The following is a 16,179-nucleotide window of genomic DNA, read 5'->3' on the forward strand; positions in this document are numbered from 1 at the left end:
TAAGGAGGTGATCCAGCCGCAGGTTCCCCTACGGCTACCTTGTTACGACTTCACCCCAGTCATGAACCACACCGTGGTGATCGCTTTCCCGAGGGTTAAGCTAACCACTTCTGGTGCAGTCCACTCCCATGGTGTGACGGGCGGTGTGTACAAGGCCCGGGAACGTATTCACCGTGGCATTCTGATCCACGATTACTAGCGATTCCGACTTCACGGAGTCGAGTTGCAGACTCCGATCCGGACTGAGACCGGCTTTTCGGGATTCGCTTGCTCTCGCGAGTTCGCTGCCCTTTGTACCGGCCATTGTAGCACGTGTGTAGCCCTGCTCGTAAGGGCCATGATGACTTGACGTCGTCCCCACCTTCCTCCGGTTTGTCACCGGCAGTCTCCCTAGAGTTCCCGCCATTACGCGCTGGCAAATAGGGACAAGGGTTGCGCTCGTTACGGGACTTAACCCAACATTTCACAACACGAGCTGACGACAGCCATGCAGCACCTGTCTCTGCGTTCCCGAAGGCACCCCGGAATCTCTTCCGGGTTCGCAGGATGTCAAGAGCAGGTAAGGTTCTTCGCGTTGCATCGAATTAAACCACATGCTCCACCGCTTGTGCGGGCCCCCGTCAATTCATTTGAGTTTTAACCTTGCGGCCGTACTCCCCAGGCGGTCGACTTATCGCGTTAACTTCGCCACAAGGTGCACAAGGCACCCAACGGCTGGTCGACATCGTTTACGGCGTGGACTACCAGGGTATCTAATCCTGTTTGCTACCCACGCTTTCGCACCTCAGTGTCAGTGTCAGTCCAGAAGGCCGCCTTCGCCACTGGTATTCCTCCCGATCTCTACGCATTTCACCGCTACACCGGGAATTCCACCTTCCTCTCCTGCACTCTAGCCTGACAGTTCCGGATGCCGTTCCCAGGTTGAGCCCGGGGCTTTCACAACCGGCTTGTCAAGCCACCTACGCGCGCTTTACGCCCAGTAATTCCGATTAACGCTTGCACCCTCCGTATTACCGCGGCTGCTGGCACGGAGTTAGCCGGTGCTTCTTCTGTGGGTGATGTCCTTCCTGACGGGTATTAACCGGCAGGCCTTCTTCCCCACTGAAAGTGCTTTACAACCCGAGGGCCTTCTTCACACACGCGGCATGGCTGGATCAGGCTTGCGCCCATTGTCCAATATTCCCCACTGCTGCCTCCCGTAGGAGTTCGGGCCGTGTCTCAGTCCCGATGTGGCTGATCATCCTCTCAGACCAGCTACGGATCGTCGCCCTGGTGAGCCGTTACCTCACCAGCTAGCTAATCCGACATGGGCTCGTCCGATAGCGGGAGCCGAAGCCCCCTTTCTCCCGTAGGACGTATGCGGTATTAGCCTGGGTTTCCCCAGGTTATCCCCCACTATCGGGTGGATTCCCATGCATTACTCACCCGTCCGCCGCTCGCCACCAGGAAGCAAGCTTCCCGTGCTGCCGCTCGACTTGCATGTGTTAAGCCTGCCGCCAGCGTTCAATCTGAGCCATGATCAAACTCTTCAGTTTAAAATCAGTGTGATTCTTGCCTGCCCATGTACGACGACATGACGCAGAGGCGAATCAATCCTGGCTCAAGGTTCAAACGAATTTACCGTGATACCTCGAAAGGTATCGCTGTGTTCGTCTGCCTTGATATAAGGTGACTTGTCACCCTCATCGGCAAACGCCCACATGAATTGCCTGATCAAATTGTTAAAGAGCTGTTCGACGAACCGTTCGATGACCTGAACCGCTTGCCCGTCGAGGAAGGCGTATTCTACGCATTCCGGTGAATTTGTCAACCGCTGATTTCAGCGAGTGAAGCGAGCCATTCAAACCTGCCGAACAGTGCTCTAACTTCCTGACAAACCGAAGGTTTTCACCTTCATCCACCGCTGGAAACGCTTGGCGTCCCCGGCAGCGGATGCGTACTTTACGGATTTGGTCGGGCGAGTGCAAGCGGTTTGTGCAAAAAGTTCAGCGAGCCAAACGAAACGCTATAAGAAGCAGGCAAAAACAAAAAAGCCGGCAGATCGAACTGCCGGCAAGAAGGTAATCAGTTATCGCCCGGTAGTCGGCGTTAGATTTCGAAGCCCAGACCGAAGTCTTCGCTCGATATCGCCATCAGGCTTGCCGCCCCGGCCTGAATCATTTGGGCGTGAGCCCGGGTGCGCGGAAGCAGGCGCTGATAGTAAAAGCGGGCGGTGTCGATCTTCGCCTGATAGAACGCCTCCTCGTCACCGTTGAGCCCGGTCGCCGCGCTCTTGACGGCGCGGGCGAACAGATAAGCCAGCGCCACATAGCCCGAGTACATCAGATAGTCGACACTGGCTGCGCCCACTTCTTCGCGGTCCTGCATGGCTTTCATGCCCACGCCCATGGTGAGCTCGCCCCACTCGGCGTTGAGTTTGGCAAGCGGCTCGATGAACTCCTTGAGCGCCGGGTTATCGGCTTCGGTCTTACAGAATCTGTGAATCTCTTTGGTAAAGACCTTCAGCGACTCGCCCTGGCTCATCAGCACCTTACGGCCCAGTAAATCGAGGGCCTGAATGCCGGTGGTGCCTTCATAAAGACGCGTGATGCGCGCGTCGCGCACCAGCTGCTCCATCCCCCACTCCTTGATGAAGCCGTGACCACCAAAGACCTGGACACCTTCGTTGGTGCTTTCGAATCCCACCTCGGTCAAGAACGCCTTTACGATCGGCGTCAAAAGCCCCAGCAGCGTATCGGCACGCTCGCGCTCGTCACCCGGTGCTGCGTGCTCCACCTGGTCGAGCAGCTGCGCCGCGTACAGCACCAGCATGCGCCCACCTTCGGCGAAGGCTTTCTGGGTCAGCAGCATCCGACGCACGTCGGGATGCACAATGATCGGGTCGGCGGGCTTTTCCGGGGCTTGCTTGCCGGAGAGCCCGCGCATCTGCAGCCGGTCGCGGGCGTAGGCGAGCGAGTTCTGGAAGCTCGCCTCGATCAACCCAAGCCCCTGAATACCGACGCCGAGGCGCGCGGCGTTCATCATGGTGAACATGCAGGCAAGGCCCTTGTGGGGCGGGCCGACCAAATAACCCGTGGCGCCGTCGAAGTTCATCACGCAGGTGGCGTTGCCGTGAATGCCCATCTTATGCTCGAGCGAGCCACACACCACGCCGTTACGCTCGCCGACGTTGCCCTCGGCGTTCGGCAGGAACTTGGGCACCAGGAAAAGCGAAATGCCTTTCGAGCCTTCCGGGGCGTCCGGCAGCTTCGCCAGTACGAGATGCACGATGTTCTCGGCAAGATCGTGCTCGCCGGCGGAGATGAAGATTTTGGTGCCGGTCACGGTATAAGCGCCGCCCTCTGCCGGTACGGCGCGGGTCTTGATCAAACCAAGGTCCGTGCCGCAGTGGGGCTCGGTCAGGCACATCGTCCCGGTCCAGACGCCCTCGACCAGTTTGCTGAGATAGGTGGATTTCTGCTCGTCAGTACCGTGGTGGCGCAGTGCGTCGACGGCGCCGTGAGAAAGTCCGGGATACATTCCCCAGGCTAGGTTGCTGGCACAGATCATTTCCGAGAGCGCCATGGCAAGCGACGGCGGAAGTCCCTGGCCGCCGTGCTCGACCTCGGCGGAGAGTCCGGGCCAGCCGCCTTCGACGTACTGCAGGTACGCCGCACGAAAGCCATCCGGCGCCTTGACATCGCCGTTTTCCAGCCGCGTACAGCCCTCGGCATCGCCGATCTGGTTGAGCGGTAGCAGCACCTCACGGGCGAAGCGCCCGCCCTCCTCCAGAATGGCGCCGACCACGTCCGATGAGGCGTCGTCGCCTTTGCCGATCGCGGCGTAGTGCGCGGGGTAGTCGAGCATTTCGTCCATGACGAAACGCAGATCACGCAGGGGGGCTTGGTAGCTGGGCATCGCGGGTCTCCTCAACCGTGGCCGAAAGCCATAGAAAAAGGCGGCTTTCAAACGATTGTTTGAAATTAGCGCGACGCCGCACGCCCGTCAAGCAGGCGTTTGAATTTGACCGCTACTTAGATGCACTCTTTAGTCGAATAGCGAACGGTCACTTGCCCTTTTTGAGATAACGCGGGCGCAAACGGTTCGTGCTCACTGCATGCGAATACCGCCATCCAGGCGAATTACCTCGCCGTTGAGCATCGGGTTGGTGATGATCTGCTCGGCCAATTGGGCAAACTCGTCGGCGCGGCCAAGGCGCTTGGGAAACGGCACGGCGGCAACCAGAGCATCATAGGCATCACGCGGAATCTCGCTCATCATCGGCGTTTCGAATACCCCTGGCGCGATGGCCATGACGCGCACCGCGTGGCGCGAAAGCTCGCGGGCAGCGGGCAGGCTCATGCCGACCACCCCAGCCTTGGAGGCGCTGTAAGCACACTGCCCCACCTGGCCGTCGAAAGCGGCCACCGAGGCGGTATTGACGATCACTCCGCGCTCGCCGGACGCCGTTGGCGCATTCTTCGCCATCGCCGCGGCGGCCAAGCGCATCACGTTGAAGGTGGCGACCAGGTTGATCTGAACCGTTTTAGCGTAAGCGTCGAGATCCGCCGGATGGCCTTCGCGGTCGACCAGCTTGGCCACGCTCACCACCCCGGCGCAGTGCACCACGCCGGCCAGGCCCTGCTCGCCGCCGAGAGCGACCGCCGCCTCGATCACCTTCTCCATCTGTTCACTCGATGTGATGTCTGCGGTCATGGCGCGGGCGCGCTCGCCGAGCGCTTTCGCCTGCTCATGCACGCGCTCGCTCACATCGCACAGCAACACGCTTGCGCCAAGGCTCAAAAGCCGCTCGGCGGTCGCCGCGCCGAGCCCGGAGGCGGCGCCGGTGATCAGAAATGCGCGCTGATTTATTTCCATATTAAAGCCCTTTTATCAAAGCCCTTTGCCGGGATTATCAAACGTGGCGCTCGCCTGAGCGCGCAGCTTGAAACGTTGAATCTTGCCGCTGGGGGTTTTTGGCAGCTCGTCGACGAACTCGATCTCGCGCGGAAACGCGTGAGTCGACAGGCGCTCGCGCACCAGCGTGCGGATCTCTTCGGCCAGCGCTTCGGTCGGCTCGAAGCCTTCGCGCAGTACCACGAACGATTTGATGATCTCGCCGCGAATCTCGTCAGGCTTGCCTACCGCCGCCGACTCTGCCACGCCGGGGTGCGTCATGACGCTGTTTTCGACATCGGTCGGGCCGACCCGATAGCCCGCGGTGGTGATGATATCGTCGTCGCGCCCGGCGAACTGAAAGCTGCCGTCCTCGTTTTTGATCACGACGTCGCCGGTCAGGTAGTAGCCGTTCACGAACGGGTTCTTCTCCTGCCAGGTGTAGCCCTGGAAGAAATGCACGGGGGAGTGGTCGATATCCACCGCGAGCACCCCGGGCTCACCCGGCGGAAGCTCGTTGTACTCGGCGTCGAGAATCGCCAGCCGGTAACCCGGTAGCGGCACGCCCATGCCGCCCACGTGTTTGGGGTGATCGAGGCCGTGGTGGCAGTTGCAGGTCATGCCGGTTTCGGTCTGGCCGTAGTGGTCCATCACCGCGCAGCCCAAAGCTTTCTCGACCCAGTTAACGACCTCGGTATTGAGCGGCTCCCCCGCCGAGCTCGCCGCGCGAAGATTGAGACTCTGATGGGCGTCATCGAACAGGCTTGATGCCTTCATCAGCCGGTAGGCGGTGGGTGCGGCGGCGAAGTTGGTGATGTCGTGACGCTTCATGAACGCAAGCGCCCCTTCGGCGCTGAAGCCCGCCTCGCAGAAGTGCGTGGTTGCACCCAGTAGCAGCGGCCCGGCGATGGCGTAATAAAGCCCGTAAGCCCAGCCCGGGTCGGCCATGTTCCAGAAACGGTCCTCGCGCTTTAGATCCACCGCAAGCTCCATATAAAGCGCGAACGCCGCCATCGCCTTGAGCGGCACCGCCACGCCCTTGGGCTTGCCCACGGTGCCGGAGGTAAACATCTGTAGAAACGGCGCCTGAGGGTCGAGCCGCGGCGGCGCGTCGCTCATGGGCGCATGCGCCAGCGCCGTTTGCCAGTAGAGATCCGCCGAGTGCTCATCCGTTGGGCCACCGACGGCCAGCACCGGCGGGCAGCGCTCGATGCCGTCGAACTTGTGCCGGTTGGCGTGATCGGTGATGACCAGCTGGGTATCGGCGCGGCTCAAACGGTATTCCACCGCGTCCGGCCCAAAAGCAGTAAAAAGCGGCTGATACACCGCGCCGATGCGCCAGGTCGCCACCACGGCCACCAGCAGCGCCTTGGAACGCGGCAGCATACAGGCGATGCGGTCACCCTCTTTCAAGCCCTGGTCGCGTAGCCAGCCGGCCAGCCGCGCACTTTCGGCGTCGAGCTCGCGATAGGTGAGCGTATGCACCTGCTGATGAGTATCTTCGTGTACCAGCGCCAGCGTCTCGCCGCGTCCCTGTTCAAGATGGCGCGCGCAGCACGCCTCGAACGCGTTGAGCTTGCCATCCTTGTGCGTATCGAGACCTTCGATCACGGTGTCAGTCGAGAAGCGCTCGAGATAGTCGGCATAGGCGGGAAGTGAAGCAGTGTGAGTCATGGCGGCTCTCTGTTGTTATTGAATCGAGCTATTGAATCGAGCTATTCGGTCAAGCTATGGGATCGAGCGTGCAACAAGAGACTTGCATTCCGCAGGCATTGGTTTACGTTAACGGAAACTTGCCCTTTGGCTAACGCTAAAAGGATTGCCGGGCCAGCGCAAGCGAGCGGCGCTACAACGACGTTAGACGTTGGTCGCGCCCAACGGTGAACCTTATGCTGCGGCCACCTGTTCATCGCGATACTTTTCAACGGCTACCATCACTACAACAGCCGTATCAGTGGTTTTTGGAGTCGTTTTTACAATCGTTTTTAAAATCGTCTTGATAGCCGTCTTAACAACCGTCTTTATAGCCGTCTTTATAACAATGCCATCAGGAGACTTCCCATGAGCAGCGCCAACGACATCGTCTTTCTATCCGCCACCCGCACGCCCATGGGCGCGATGAGCGGCAGCCTTGCAAGCCAGAGCGCGCCGGCACTGGCGGCGGTCGCCATTCGCGCCGCGTTAGAGCGGTGCGCCATCGCCCCGGACGCCATCGAGGAGGGTATTCTTGGCTGCGTGCTGCCCGCCGGCGTCAAGCAAGGCCCTGCCCGTCAGGCCATGCGCCAGGCCGGCATTCCCGATGCGATCGGCGCCACCACCATCAACAAACTGTGTGGCTCGGGGATGAAGGCGGCAATGCTGTGTCATGATCTGATCAAGGCGGGCACGAACTCGGTGATGCTGGCCGGCGGGATGGAGTCGATGTCCAACGCCCCGCACCTGCTCACCAAAGCGCGCAGCGGCTACCGGCTGGGCCACGGTGAGCTCAAGGACCACATGTTTTATGACGGCCTGGAGGATGCCGAAACCGGCAAGCTGATGGGGGTATTCGCTCAGGAGATCGCAAGCGCTCGCGGCTACACCCGCGAACGTTTGGATGACTTTGCTATCGCCTCGCTCGAGCGGGCGATGAAGGCCAATGAAGACGGCTCTCTGGATGCCGAGATGGCGCCGGTGACGGTCACCACCCGGCAAGGCGAGAGCGTGATCGATAAGGACGAGCAGCCTTTCCAGGCCCGCCTCGACAAGATCCGTACCCTGCGCCCGGCGTTCGCCAAGGACGGCACCATCACCGCGGCGAACGCAAGCTCGATTTCCGACGGCGCGTCGGCGCTGATCATGGCAAGCCGCGAAGGCGCCGAGCGCATGAAAGTGAAGCCTCTGGCGCGCATGCTCGGCCACGCCACCCACTCGCGCCACCCGAGCGAGTTCACCATCGCCCCGGTGGGGGCGATCGAGTCGCTATTGAAAAAGGTCGGCTGGAGCGTGGATGACGTCGACCTTTTCGAGATCAACGAGGCGTTCGCGGTAGTCACGCTCATGGCGATCGACGATTTGGGCCTGGATCACGCCAAAGTGAACGTCTTCGGCGGCGCCTGCGCCCAGGGCCACCCGGTGGGTTCAACCGGCTCGCGCATCATCGCGACACTGATCCACGCGCTGCGCACGACCGGCGGCAAGCGTGGGGTGGCGAGTCTGTGTATCGGCGGCGGCGAAGCCACGGCGGTGGCAGTCGAGCTGATCGATTGATCATCAGGCAGCTTTCACGAAAAAAACCCGCATCGACTCGATGCGGGTTTTTATTGACCCAAACAGCGGTAGTGTTTAGCCAAAGCGCCCGGTGATGTAGTCGTGGGTGCGCTGATCCTGGGGGTTGGTGAAGATGTTGTCGGTGGTGTCGACCTCGGCAAGATCGCCCATGTGGAAAAACGCGGTACGGTCGGCCACGCGCGCGGCCTGCTGCATATTGTGAGTCACCATGACGATGGTATAGCTCTCGCTGAGCTCGTCGATCAGCTGCTCCACCTTCGCCGTGGCGATGGGGTCGAGCGCCGAACACGGCTCGTCCATCAGGATCACGTCCGGGCTCACCGCCACGGTGCGCGCGATACAAAGGCGCTGCTGCTGGCCGCCGGAGAGCCCGGTGCCGGGCTTGTCCAACCGATCCTTGACCTCGTCCCACAGCCCGGCGCGGCGCAGGCTGCTCTCGACGATGTCATCGAGTTCCGCCTTGCGCTTGGCAAGCCCATGAAGGCGCGGCCCGTAGGCAATGTTCTCGTAGATCGACTTCGGGAACGGGTTGGGCTTTTGAAACACGATGCCGACCTGAGCGCGCAGCAGCACAACGTCGCGATCCGGCGCGTAGATATCGCGCTCATCGAGGGTGATCTTGCCCTCGACACGGCAGATGTCGATGGTGTCGTTCATGCGGTTCAAACAGCGCAGAAACGTCGACTTGCCGCAGCCCGAGGGACCGATAAAGGCCAACACTTCGTTTTCGTAAATATCCAGATCGATGCCATTGATCGCCTGGGTATCGCCGTAGAAAACGTTGACACCTTCGGCCTTGAGCTTGACCTTGTCTGTTGCCTTGCTGACGCGGTTTTCACCGTTACCGACGCTGACGCTGGACATGGCGCCGGATGGTGCGCGCGCCCCGGCATTCGTCGACTCGGAATTCGCAGAAGAGCTCGCAGAAGAGTGCGTAGAAGTATCCACTTACCACCTCGTTTCGAATTTTTTACGCAGCCAGATGGCCAGCGCGTTCAGGCTGAGCATCAGGCCCAACAGCACGATGATCGCCGCGGACGTGCGCGCCTCGAAGAAATTGCGCAGCTCGTTACCCTGCCACAGATAGATTTGCACCGGTAGCGCCGTGGACTGATCCATCGGCGAGCCCGGCACGTTGGCCACGAACGCGTTCATGCCGATCAGCAAAAGCGGCGCCGTTTCGCCCAGCGCCTGAGCCACGCCCAGAATCGAGCCAGTGAGAATGCCCGGCAGTGCCAGCGGCAGCACGTGGTGAAACACCGTTTGCACGCGCGAGGCGCCAATACCCAGCGCGGCCTGGCGAATCGAGGGCGGAATCGAACGTAATGATGCGCGCGTGGCGATGATGATCGTCGGCAGCGTCATCAGCGTGAGCACCAGGCCCCCGACCAGCGGCGCCGACAGCGGCAGGCGCAGGTAGCCAATGAAGATCGAGGCGCCCAGCAAGCCGAAGACGATCGACGGTACCGCGGCCAGGTTGTTGATGTTGATCTCGATGAGATCGGTCAGGCGATTTTTGGGCGCGAACTCCTCGAGATAGATCGCGCTCGATACCCCCAGCGGTACCGACAGCGAAATCACCACCATCATCATGAACAGCGACCCCATGAAGGCACCGGCAAGCCCTGCCGAGGCGAGCGAGCTTCGCGAGTCGGTATTCATGAATAGCGACGTGCTAAAGGACTGACGCAGTACGTCCTGCTCTTGCAGTACATCGACCCAGGCGCGGGACTGCGGGCTCAACTGCAGGCGCGCATCCGGCAGATCCCGGTCGATGTTGCCCTTCACCCACACGTCGACGTCGGCGCTGGCGAGCATCTTGAGCGACACGGTTTCACCTAAAAGCGAGGGGTCCTCGGTGAAGCGGTCGCGCAGCGCATAGCGCTCGCCGGAGGCGACCAGCGCGCGCAGGTCGCGAAGCTGGCGTGGCTCGACCTCTTCGCCCAAGGCCTGCTCGAGCGAGGTATCGATCAACGACTGCCAGTTCACCAGCCCTGCCTGAGTCAGCCACTGGGTCATGCGCTCATCGAAGGCGAACTGGCTCTCGCCCGCTTCGCGCTCGGGTTTGGGCGGAAGGTCGATGACGTCCGGATCAAACGTCACCTCGGTATAGAGCGTGGCCTGCCAGAAGGCGGGAATGCCCTTGCTCAGGATGCTGGCGAACAGAATGGCCACCAGGGTCATGCCGGTCAGTACCGCCACCAGCCCCAGCCGACGGAACGTGTTCTCCTTACGGTGACGTTTGGAAAGCGACTTCTCGATCGTTTCGAGGCGATGCTGGCGGCGCTGCTCAATCGTTAGGGACATGGGCATCTACTCGTATTGCTGACGATATTTGCGCACCACGACCAGTGCGATGACGTTCAAGCCCAGCGTGATCACGAACAGCGTCAAACCGAGCGCGAAGGCGACCAGCGACTGGGGGCTGGCGAAGTCCATGTCCCCGGTGAGCTGGTTGACGATGGTCACGGTGATCGTGGAGACCGCCTCGAACGGGTTGGCGTGCAGCACCGGGTTGTTGCCCGCCGCCAGCACCACGATCATGGTCTCGCCGATCGCCCGGCTCGCCGCAAGCAAAAACGCCCCAACGATGCCGGGAAGTGCCGCAGGCAGCACCACCTGGCGCACGGTTTCCGATTTGGTCGCGCCAAGGCCCAACGCGCCGTCACGAAGCGACTTGGGCACCTGCGTGATGATGTCATCGGACAGCGACGAGACGAACGGAATGATCATGATGCCCATGGCGATGCCGGCGGTCATGGCGCTGGTAGTGCGGATATTGATGCCCACCAGATCACCGAGCATCGACAGAAACGGGCCGATGATCGTCAGCGCGAAAAAGCCGTACACGATGGTGGGAATGCCCGCCAGAATCTCGATGATCGGCTTGGCGATGCTTCGAAGCCAGGGCGAGGCGTACTCTGCCATGTAGATGGCCGTCATCAGCCCCACGGGGATGGCGACCAAAAGCGCGATGGCGCTGACCATCAGGGTGCCCCACAAAAGCGGCAGCAAACCGAACTCGCCCTGCCCGCTCGCACCAGCGGTGCTAAAGCGCGGGTTCCACACCGTGCCGAAGAAGAAGTCTGCCGGGTGGATGAAACTGAAAAAGCGCAGTGCCTCGCCCAGCATCGACAACACGATGCCGACCGTCGTCAGGATAGCGATCGCCGAGCTGGCGGCCAGCGCAAAGGTAATGACCCGCTCGACCTGGTTGCGCGCCCGCCAGGTCGGTGAAATGCGTCGACGGGCCAGCACCAGCCCCGCCACCGCCAGCACCGCCATCACCGCGATCAAGGCGATGTTTTCAAGCGTTTGCAGCCGCGCCATGTGACTCGCCGCGGCAAGCTCTTCCGGGCTCCCGCCGCCGGCCACACCGCGCCCGTCGGCCAGCGCCGAGATGCGTCGCATCAGGGTCTGCATTTCCTGGTCGCCCAGCCCACTTACAAGCTCCGGGGGCAGTTGGCCTGTGACCAACGTGTCGATCAGTTGGGGCGCCAGAAACGACCAGAGAAGAAAAATGGCCAGCGCCGGCAGCCCGCACCAGAGGGCAACCAGCGCGCCGTAATAACCCGGGCGCGAGTGCAGTCGCACGTCGCGGCTTGACGCCACCGCGCGGCTGCGTGTCAGCCCCAGGTGATATGCCAAGGCCATCAGCATCAAAAGCGTGGCGATCAAGGCAAAATTGCTCATGGTATGTCTTCGCCTTTTACTTTCTACGTTTAAACGCCGGCATCGAATGCCTCGATGCCGGCGCAATCACTTTCTCACCTGCCTTGCGTTGTCAGGCACGGCGCCTGTCGCAAGGCGGGCCAGACGTTACTCGGCGCTGACCACGGTGCGCGACTCGAACTGCTCGAGCTGCTCCTGACGCTCGCCTTCGTCCATCGGGATCAGGCCTGCGTCTTCCAACGGGCTTCCGTAGCCAGAGGTCATGTCGTTGAGGAAGAACTCGGTGTACTCGGCAAGGCCGGGGATGACGTCCAGGTGCTCGCCTTTCACGTAGAAGAACAGCGGACGTGATACCGGGTATTCACCGGAGCCGATGGTTTCGAGGCTCGGCTCGACGCCGTCCATGGTCGCCACTTGCAGACGGTCGCGGTTCTGGTCGTAGAAGCTCAAACCGAACACGCCCACGGCGTTCTCCTGGGCGTCCAGGCGCGCCAGGGTTTCGGTGTAGTCGCCGGCGATTTCGACGATACGGCCGTCACCGCGCAGCGTGTTGCAGGCGTCTTCTTCCACTTCCGCGACGGCTTCGCAGCCGGCGTGCAGCACGCGCTCTTCGAATACTTCACGAGTACCGTGGTTGGAAGCCGGAATGACCAGCGTGATTTCCTGGTCCGGCAGGCTATCGTCGATATCGGACCAGTTGGTGTAGGGGTTGTCGACCAGCTCGCCGTCCTGGGGCAGCTTGGCGGCGGCGGCCTTGAAAACGAATTCCGGCGTCAGCTCGAATGCGTTTTGATCCAGGCGCGAGGCGAAGACGATACCGTCGTAGCCGAATTTCACCTCGAGAATGTCGTTGACGCCGTTCTCGCCGCAGCTTTCGACTTCGCTTTGACGAATCGGGCGCGAGGCGTTGGCGATGTCGATGGTGTTTTCACCGACGCCCTGACAGAACTGACGCAGACCACCGCTGGAGCCGCCGGAGCCCACGACCGGCGTGTTGAACTGGGAATAGGTGTTGCCAAACTCTTCTGCAACGATACTGGCAAACGGCAGTACGGTAGAAGAGCCCGCAATCTGAATGGTGTCGCGAGCCATGGCTACGCTGGATACGCCAGCGCTCAGGGCGGCGACTACGGCAACACTTAGCGTCTTTTTGGTTACATTCATCGTTGCGTTCCCCTTGGTGTGAAATCCAGCGCGCCGCTGGAAAAGGTGGCCCTGTGGCCTTCAACACCGAGGAGTCTGCCGCGCTTTGATTGCAATTATATGACAGCGCCGCGCTCACCTGCTTTTTTTAACGTGCACGGCCCAAGGCGCGTATCAAGGCGGCGTTACTGAGCGCGGCGTCAGCCAGCGCACGCCCAGGTTGCCCAGCAGCGCGACCGTCAGCATGGTGAGCAGCATCGGCCCCAGGTGATCGACCTCAAAAAGCCCGACCACCACGCCGGCAAGCGCCCCACAGGTGAACTGAATACCGCCCAAAAGCGCCGTTGCCGTGGCGCTGATATGGCCAAAATGATCCAGCAGCGACGAGATGGCGTTGGGCGTGATCAGCCCGATCATGCCGGTGAACAGCATGATCAATGGCACCACGACATAAAGCGAGGCCAGCCCCAGGGCGTTGACGAGCACCAGCGCCAGCGCCGCCACCAGCTGTACGCCCAACCCCAGGCGCAGGTTTTGCTGCGGCGTGCGGTAGCGCAGAAGATAGATATTGACCCGATTGGAGAGCGCGATGACCACCACATTGACCCCGAACACCGCCGGATAAACATGGGGAGAGAGCGAGAAATAGTCCAGATAGAGAAACGGTGAGGCGGTGACGAAGGCAAAAAGCCCGGCGAAGGAGGCGGCGACCGCGCAGATATACCCCATCGCCTCGCGGTGGCGCAGCACGCTTGCATAGTTACGCAGCACTTGGCGCGGCGAAGCGGCCGGCAGGCTCATGTCGCGCGTTTCCGGGAGCTTCGTCCCCAAAAGCCAAAGCAAAAATCCGGCGTAGGCCGCCAGAAACACGAAGATCAGCCACCAGTCGCCGACGCGCAGCAAAAGGCTGCCCACCGCCGGCGCCACCAGCGGCGCCAGCATCATGATCATTGCCATGGTCGACATCACCCTCGCCGCTTCGCGCCCGCTAAAGCAGTCGCGCACGATCGCCGCCGAATTCACCACGCACGCCCCGCCGCCGAGCGCCTGCACGAAGCGCCAGGCCAGCAGCGCGCCAAGGCTATCCACGGTGGTGATCAAAAGGCTGGCCAGCAAAAAAACCACCAGCCCGCCCATCAACACCGGCTTGCGCCCGACCCGGTCGGAGAGTGGGCCAAAACAGAGCTGGCCAAGCGCAAAGCCGAACAAGAACATGCTGATCGAAAGCTCGGTGCGGTGAATACTTTCATCGATCGCCTGGGCCAGAATACCGATCGCCGGCAGGTACGCATCGATGGCAAACGGCGCAAGCGCGGTGTTGGCGGCGACCAAAAGCGCCACCCGGCGTGAGTTGAGCTGCATGAATCTCCCTATCGCATCGCTACCCTGTCATCAAGCACCCGAACCGAAACATCACGGCGTTAGCGACGAAAACGCCCGGCGCGCGTGCTTTCATGATACGGCACTTCTTCGCCGCTCGAGGTCCCGGTTCAAAAAACCGCAACAAACCGCGCTTAGTCTACTGCTATTTTACTACGCGAACCCGGACTGCCCATGACCCTCAAAGCGCTTCACCACCTTTCGCTTCGCACGCTGGCCTTGGCGGCGCTATCGCTGGTCACGCTCTGCGTCGTGGCCCTCGCCCTGCTCGCCTGGAGCGTGATCGAACGGGGGCAAAACGATCTGGCGCTGCTCGAGCGGGTCAACGTCCAGCAGGCGTCCTCGCTCAATCGGGTGCACATATCAGGCCTTGAAGGGCTTCACCGCCTCGACCGGGCGCTCGAGCGTCAGCTCCGGCCCTCGCTTGGCGACCCGATCGAGGCGCTCGAAGCGGTAGAAAGCGACCTCGAAGAGATGAACAGCGGCCTGGCGCGATTTCTCGCTGCCAGCGCCGACTACGCCGGCCGCGACGCGCTCGAGGCGTCGGCTCGGGCGCTGATCGCCACGATGGAGCAGCAGCTTGCGGCGGTACGCGCCGGCGACCGCGGCGGGTATCGCGAGCTTACCGCCCAGGCACTCACGCTCAGCCAGGCGTTTAGCGAGCAGGCGCGCGCCTTCTATGCCCTGGCGGATCAACAGGGCTCTACCCTGCTCTCGCGCGCCGAGCGCCAAGCCGCCACGCTCGGCCAGGCGCTGATCGCGGGCGTGCTGGCAACGCTCGGTATTCTGCTGATGATCGCCGTGATCGGGCAGCGCTACTTTCTGCGCCCGATCAAAACCCTGGTGGGCCATCTTCGTACCCTCGCCAGGGGCGATTTGAGCCGGAAGGTCGAGAGCCCGGGGCGTAATGAAATCGGCCAACTTTACGCCGAGCTAGACACCATGCGCCGCGCGTTCATCGACACCGTCACCCAGCTTCACACCCAGAGCCGCTCGATGTTCGAAAGCGCCCAGCGCCTGGCACTGGGAAGCGAAGAGCTGACCGTACAGAGTCGTGAGCAGCAGGCCTTTCACGCGGCCACGACCACCACGCTCGACGAGCTCACCACGCACACCGCCTCCACCGCCGGCTTTGCCGCCGAGGCGGCCAACCTGACCGCTTCGGCCCGAGCGCGCACGGCCGAAGGAAGCGAGGTGATGAGCGACTTTCTCGCCACCATGGAGCGCATCCAGGCGCGCGCTCGCGAAGTGGACGGGATCGTCGAGGCCATCGATGCGATCGCGTTTCAGACCAACATTCTCGCGCTCAACGCCTCGGTGGAGGCAGCACGCGCCGGCACCGAGGGCAAGGGGTTCGCGGTGGTGGCAGAGGAGGTCAGAACGCTCGCCACGCGAAGCGCCGACGCCGCCGGCGAGATCAGAGCGCTTCTGGCAGAGTCGGGCCGCCAGATCGAGCAGGGCTACGCGCGCTCGCGCCAGGCAAGCGACACCATGCACGACATCGCCGACGCTGGCGAGCAGGCCAATCGCCTGATGGCGCACATCGCCAGCGCCGCCCAGGAGCAGCATCGTCATATCGAGCGGCTCAACGCCACGCTTGCCGAGCAGACCCAAACCCACCGGGCCAGTGCCGACCGGGTCGAACAAAGCGCCCGGGACGCGCTCGCACTCGAGCAGATCGCCGAGGCGCTCAGAGAAGCCGCCGACGCTTTTCAAATCGACGATGCTCCGCCGGCCGGCTTTCACTGGCGCCCCGACCAGGCGTTGGTGCAATCGGCCCGCGGCAATATCCACAGACCGGAAGCCTTGTTAGAGTAGGGCTGGACTCAACAGGGAGGA

General features: G+C 61.9%; 10 protein-coding genes and 1 rRNA gene. 2 read left to right on the forward strand and 9 right to left on the reverse strand.

The genetic code is table 11. The features are described 5' to 3' along the window. From RN346_RS10875 to RN346_RS10890, 4 genes are all read right to left on the reverse strand, one after another. Positions 1-1,535, reverse strand: a 16S ribosomal RNA gene (locus RN346_RS10875). A 553-nt stretch (positions 1,536-2,088) separates the two neighbouring features. After that, positions 2,089-3,897 (reverse strand): acyl-CoA dehydrogenase C-terminal domain-containing protein, encoded by a 1,809-nt coding sequence (locus tag RN346_RS10880; protein ID WP_311961138.1) that lies wholly within the window; start codon positions 3,895-3,897, stop codon positions 2,089-2,091. Between the two features lie 192 nt (positions 3,898-4,089). Continuing rightward, a complete protein-coding gene (locus RN346_RS10885) occupies positions 4,090-4,857 on the reverse strand; it encodes an SDR family NAD(P)-dependent oxidoreductase (protein WP_311961139.1) in 768 nt (255 codons plus the stop codon). A 15-nt stretch (positions 4,858-4,872) separates the two neighbouring features. Beyond that, positions 4,873-6,549, reverse strand: a complete 1,677-nt coding sequence (locus RN346_RS10890; protein ID WP_311961140.1) for an AMP-binding protein — start codon at positions 6,547-6,549, stop codon at positions 4,873-4,875. A gap of 387 nt (positions 6,550-6,936) precedes the next feature. On the opposite strand from RN346_RS10890, the gene RN346_RS10895 reads away from it, so the two are divergent. Beyond that, positions 6,937-8,124 (forward strand): acetyl-CoA C-acyltransferase, encoded by a 1,188-nt coding sequence (locus RN346_RS10895; protein ID WP_311961141.1) that lies wholly within the window; start codon positions 6,937-6,939, stop codon positions 8,122-8,124. 75 nt (positions 8,125-8,199) lie between these two features. Here RN346_RS10895 and pstB read toward each other — a convergent pair whose 3' ends face one another. The 5 genes from pstB to RN346_RS10920 all read right to left on the reverse strand — a co-directional run bounded on the left by pstB (position 8,200) and on the right by RN346_RS10920 (position 14,322). Beyond that, positions 8,200-9,009, reverse strand: coding sequence for a phosphate ABC transporter ATP-binding protein PstB (gene pstB / locus RN346_RS10900; RefSeq protein ID WP_252109181.1), 810 nt, complete (start codon positions 9,007-9,009; stop codon positions 8,200-8,202). Between the two features lie 84 nt (positions 9,010-9,093). Continuing rightward, a complete protein-coding gene (gene pstA / locus RN346_RS10905; protein ID WP_311961142.1) occupies positions 9,094-10,452 on the reverse strand; it encodes a phosphate ABC transporter permease PstA in 1,359 nt (452 codons plus the stop codon). Between the two features lie 6 nt (positions 10,453-10,458). Further along, positions 10,459-11,838: a phosphate ABC transporter permease subunit PstC gene (pstC, locus tag RN346_RS10910; RefSeq protein ID WP_311958236.1), complete on the reverse strand. Its 1,380-nt coding sequence runs from the start codon at positions 11,836-11,838 to the stop codon at positions 10,459-10,461. 126 nt (positions 11,839-11,964) lie between these two features. Next, positions 11,965-12,981, reverse strand: coding sequence for a substrate-binding domain-containing protein (locus RN346_RS10915; protein ID WP_311961143.1), 1,017 nt, complete (start codon positions 12,979-12,981; stop codon positions 11,965-11,967). A 153-nt stretch (positions 12,982-13,134) separates the two neighbouring features. Next, positions 13,135-14,322: a multidrug effflux MFS transporter gene (locus RN346_RS10920; protein ID WP_311958238.1), complete on the reverse strand. Its 1,188-nt coding sequence runs from the start codon at positions 14,320-14,322 to the stop codon at positions 13,135-13,137. A gap of 192 nt (positions 14,323-14,514) precedes the next feature. Here RN346_RS10920 and RN346_RS10925 point away from each other — a divergent pair, with 192 nt between their 5' ends. Then, complete coding sequence (locus tag RN346_RS10925) at positions 14,515-16,158, forward strand: methyl-accepting chemotaxis protein (protein WP_311958239.1); 1,644 nt, start codon at positions 14,515-14,517, stop codon at positions 16,156-16,158. The last annotated feature ends 21 nt before the right edge of the window (positions 16,159-16,179 follow it).

The sequence above is a fragment of the Halomonas sp. PAMB 3232 genome, from assembly GCF_031954225.1.
In the GTDB taxonomy this organism is placed as follows: Bacteria; Pseudomonadota; Gammaproteobacteria; order Pseudomonadales; family Halomonadaceae; genus Vreelandella.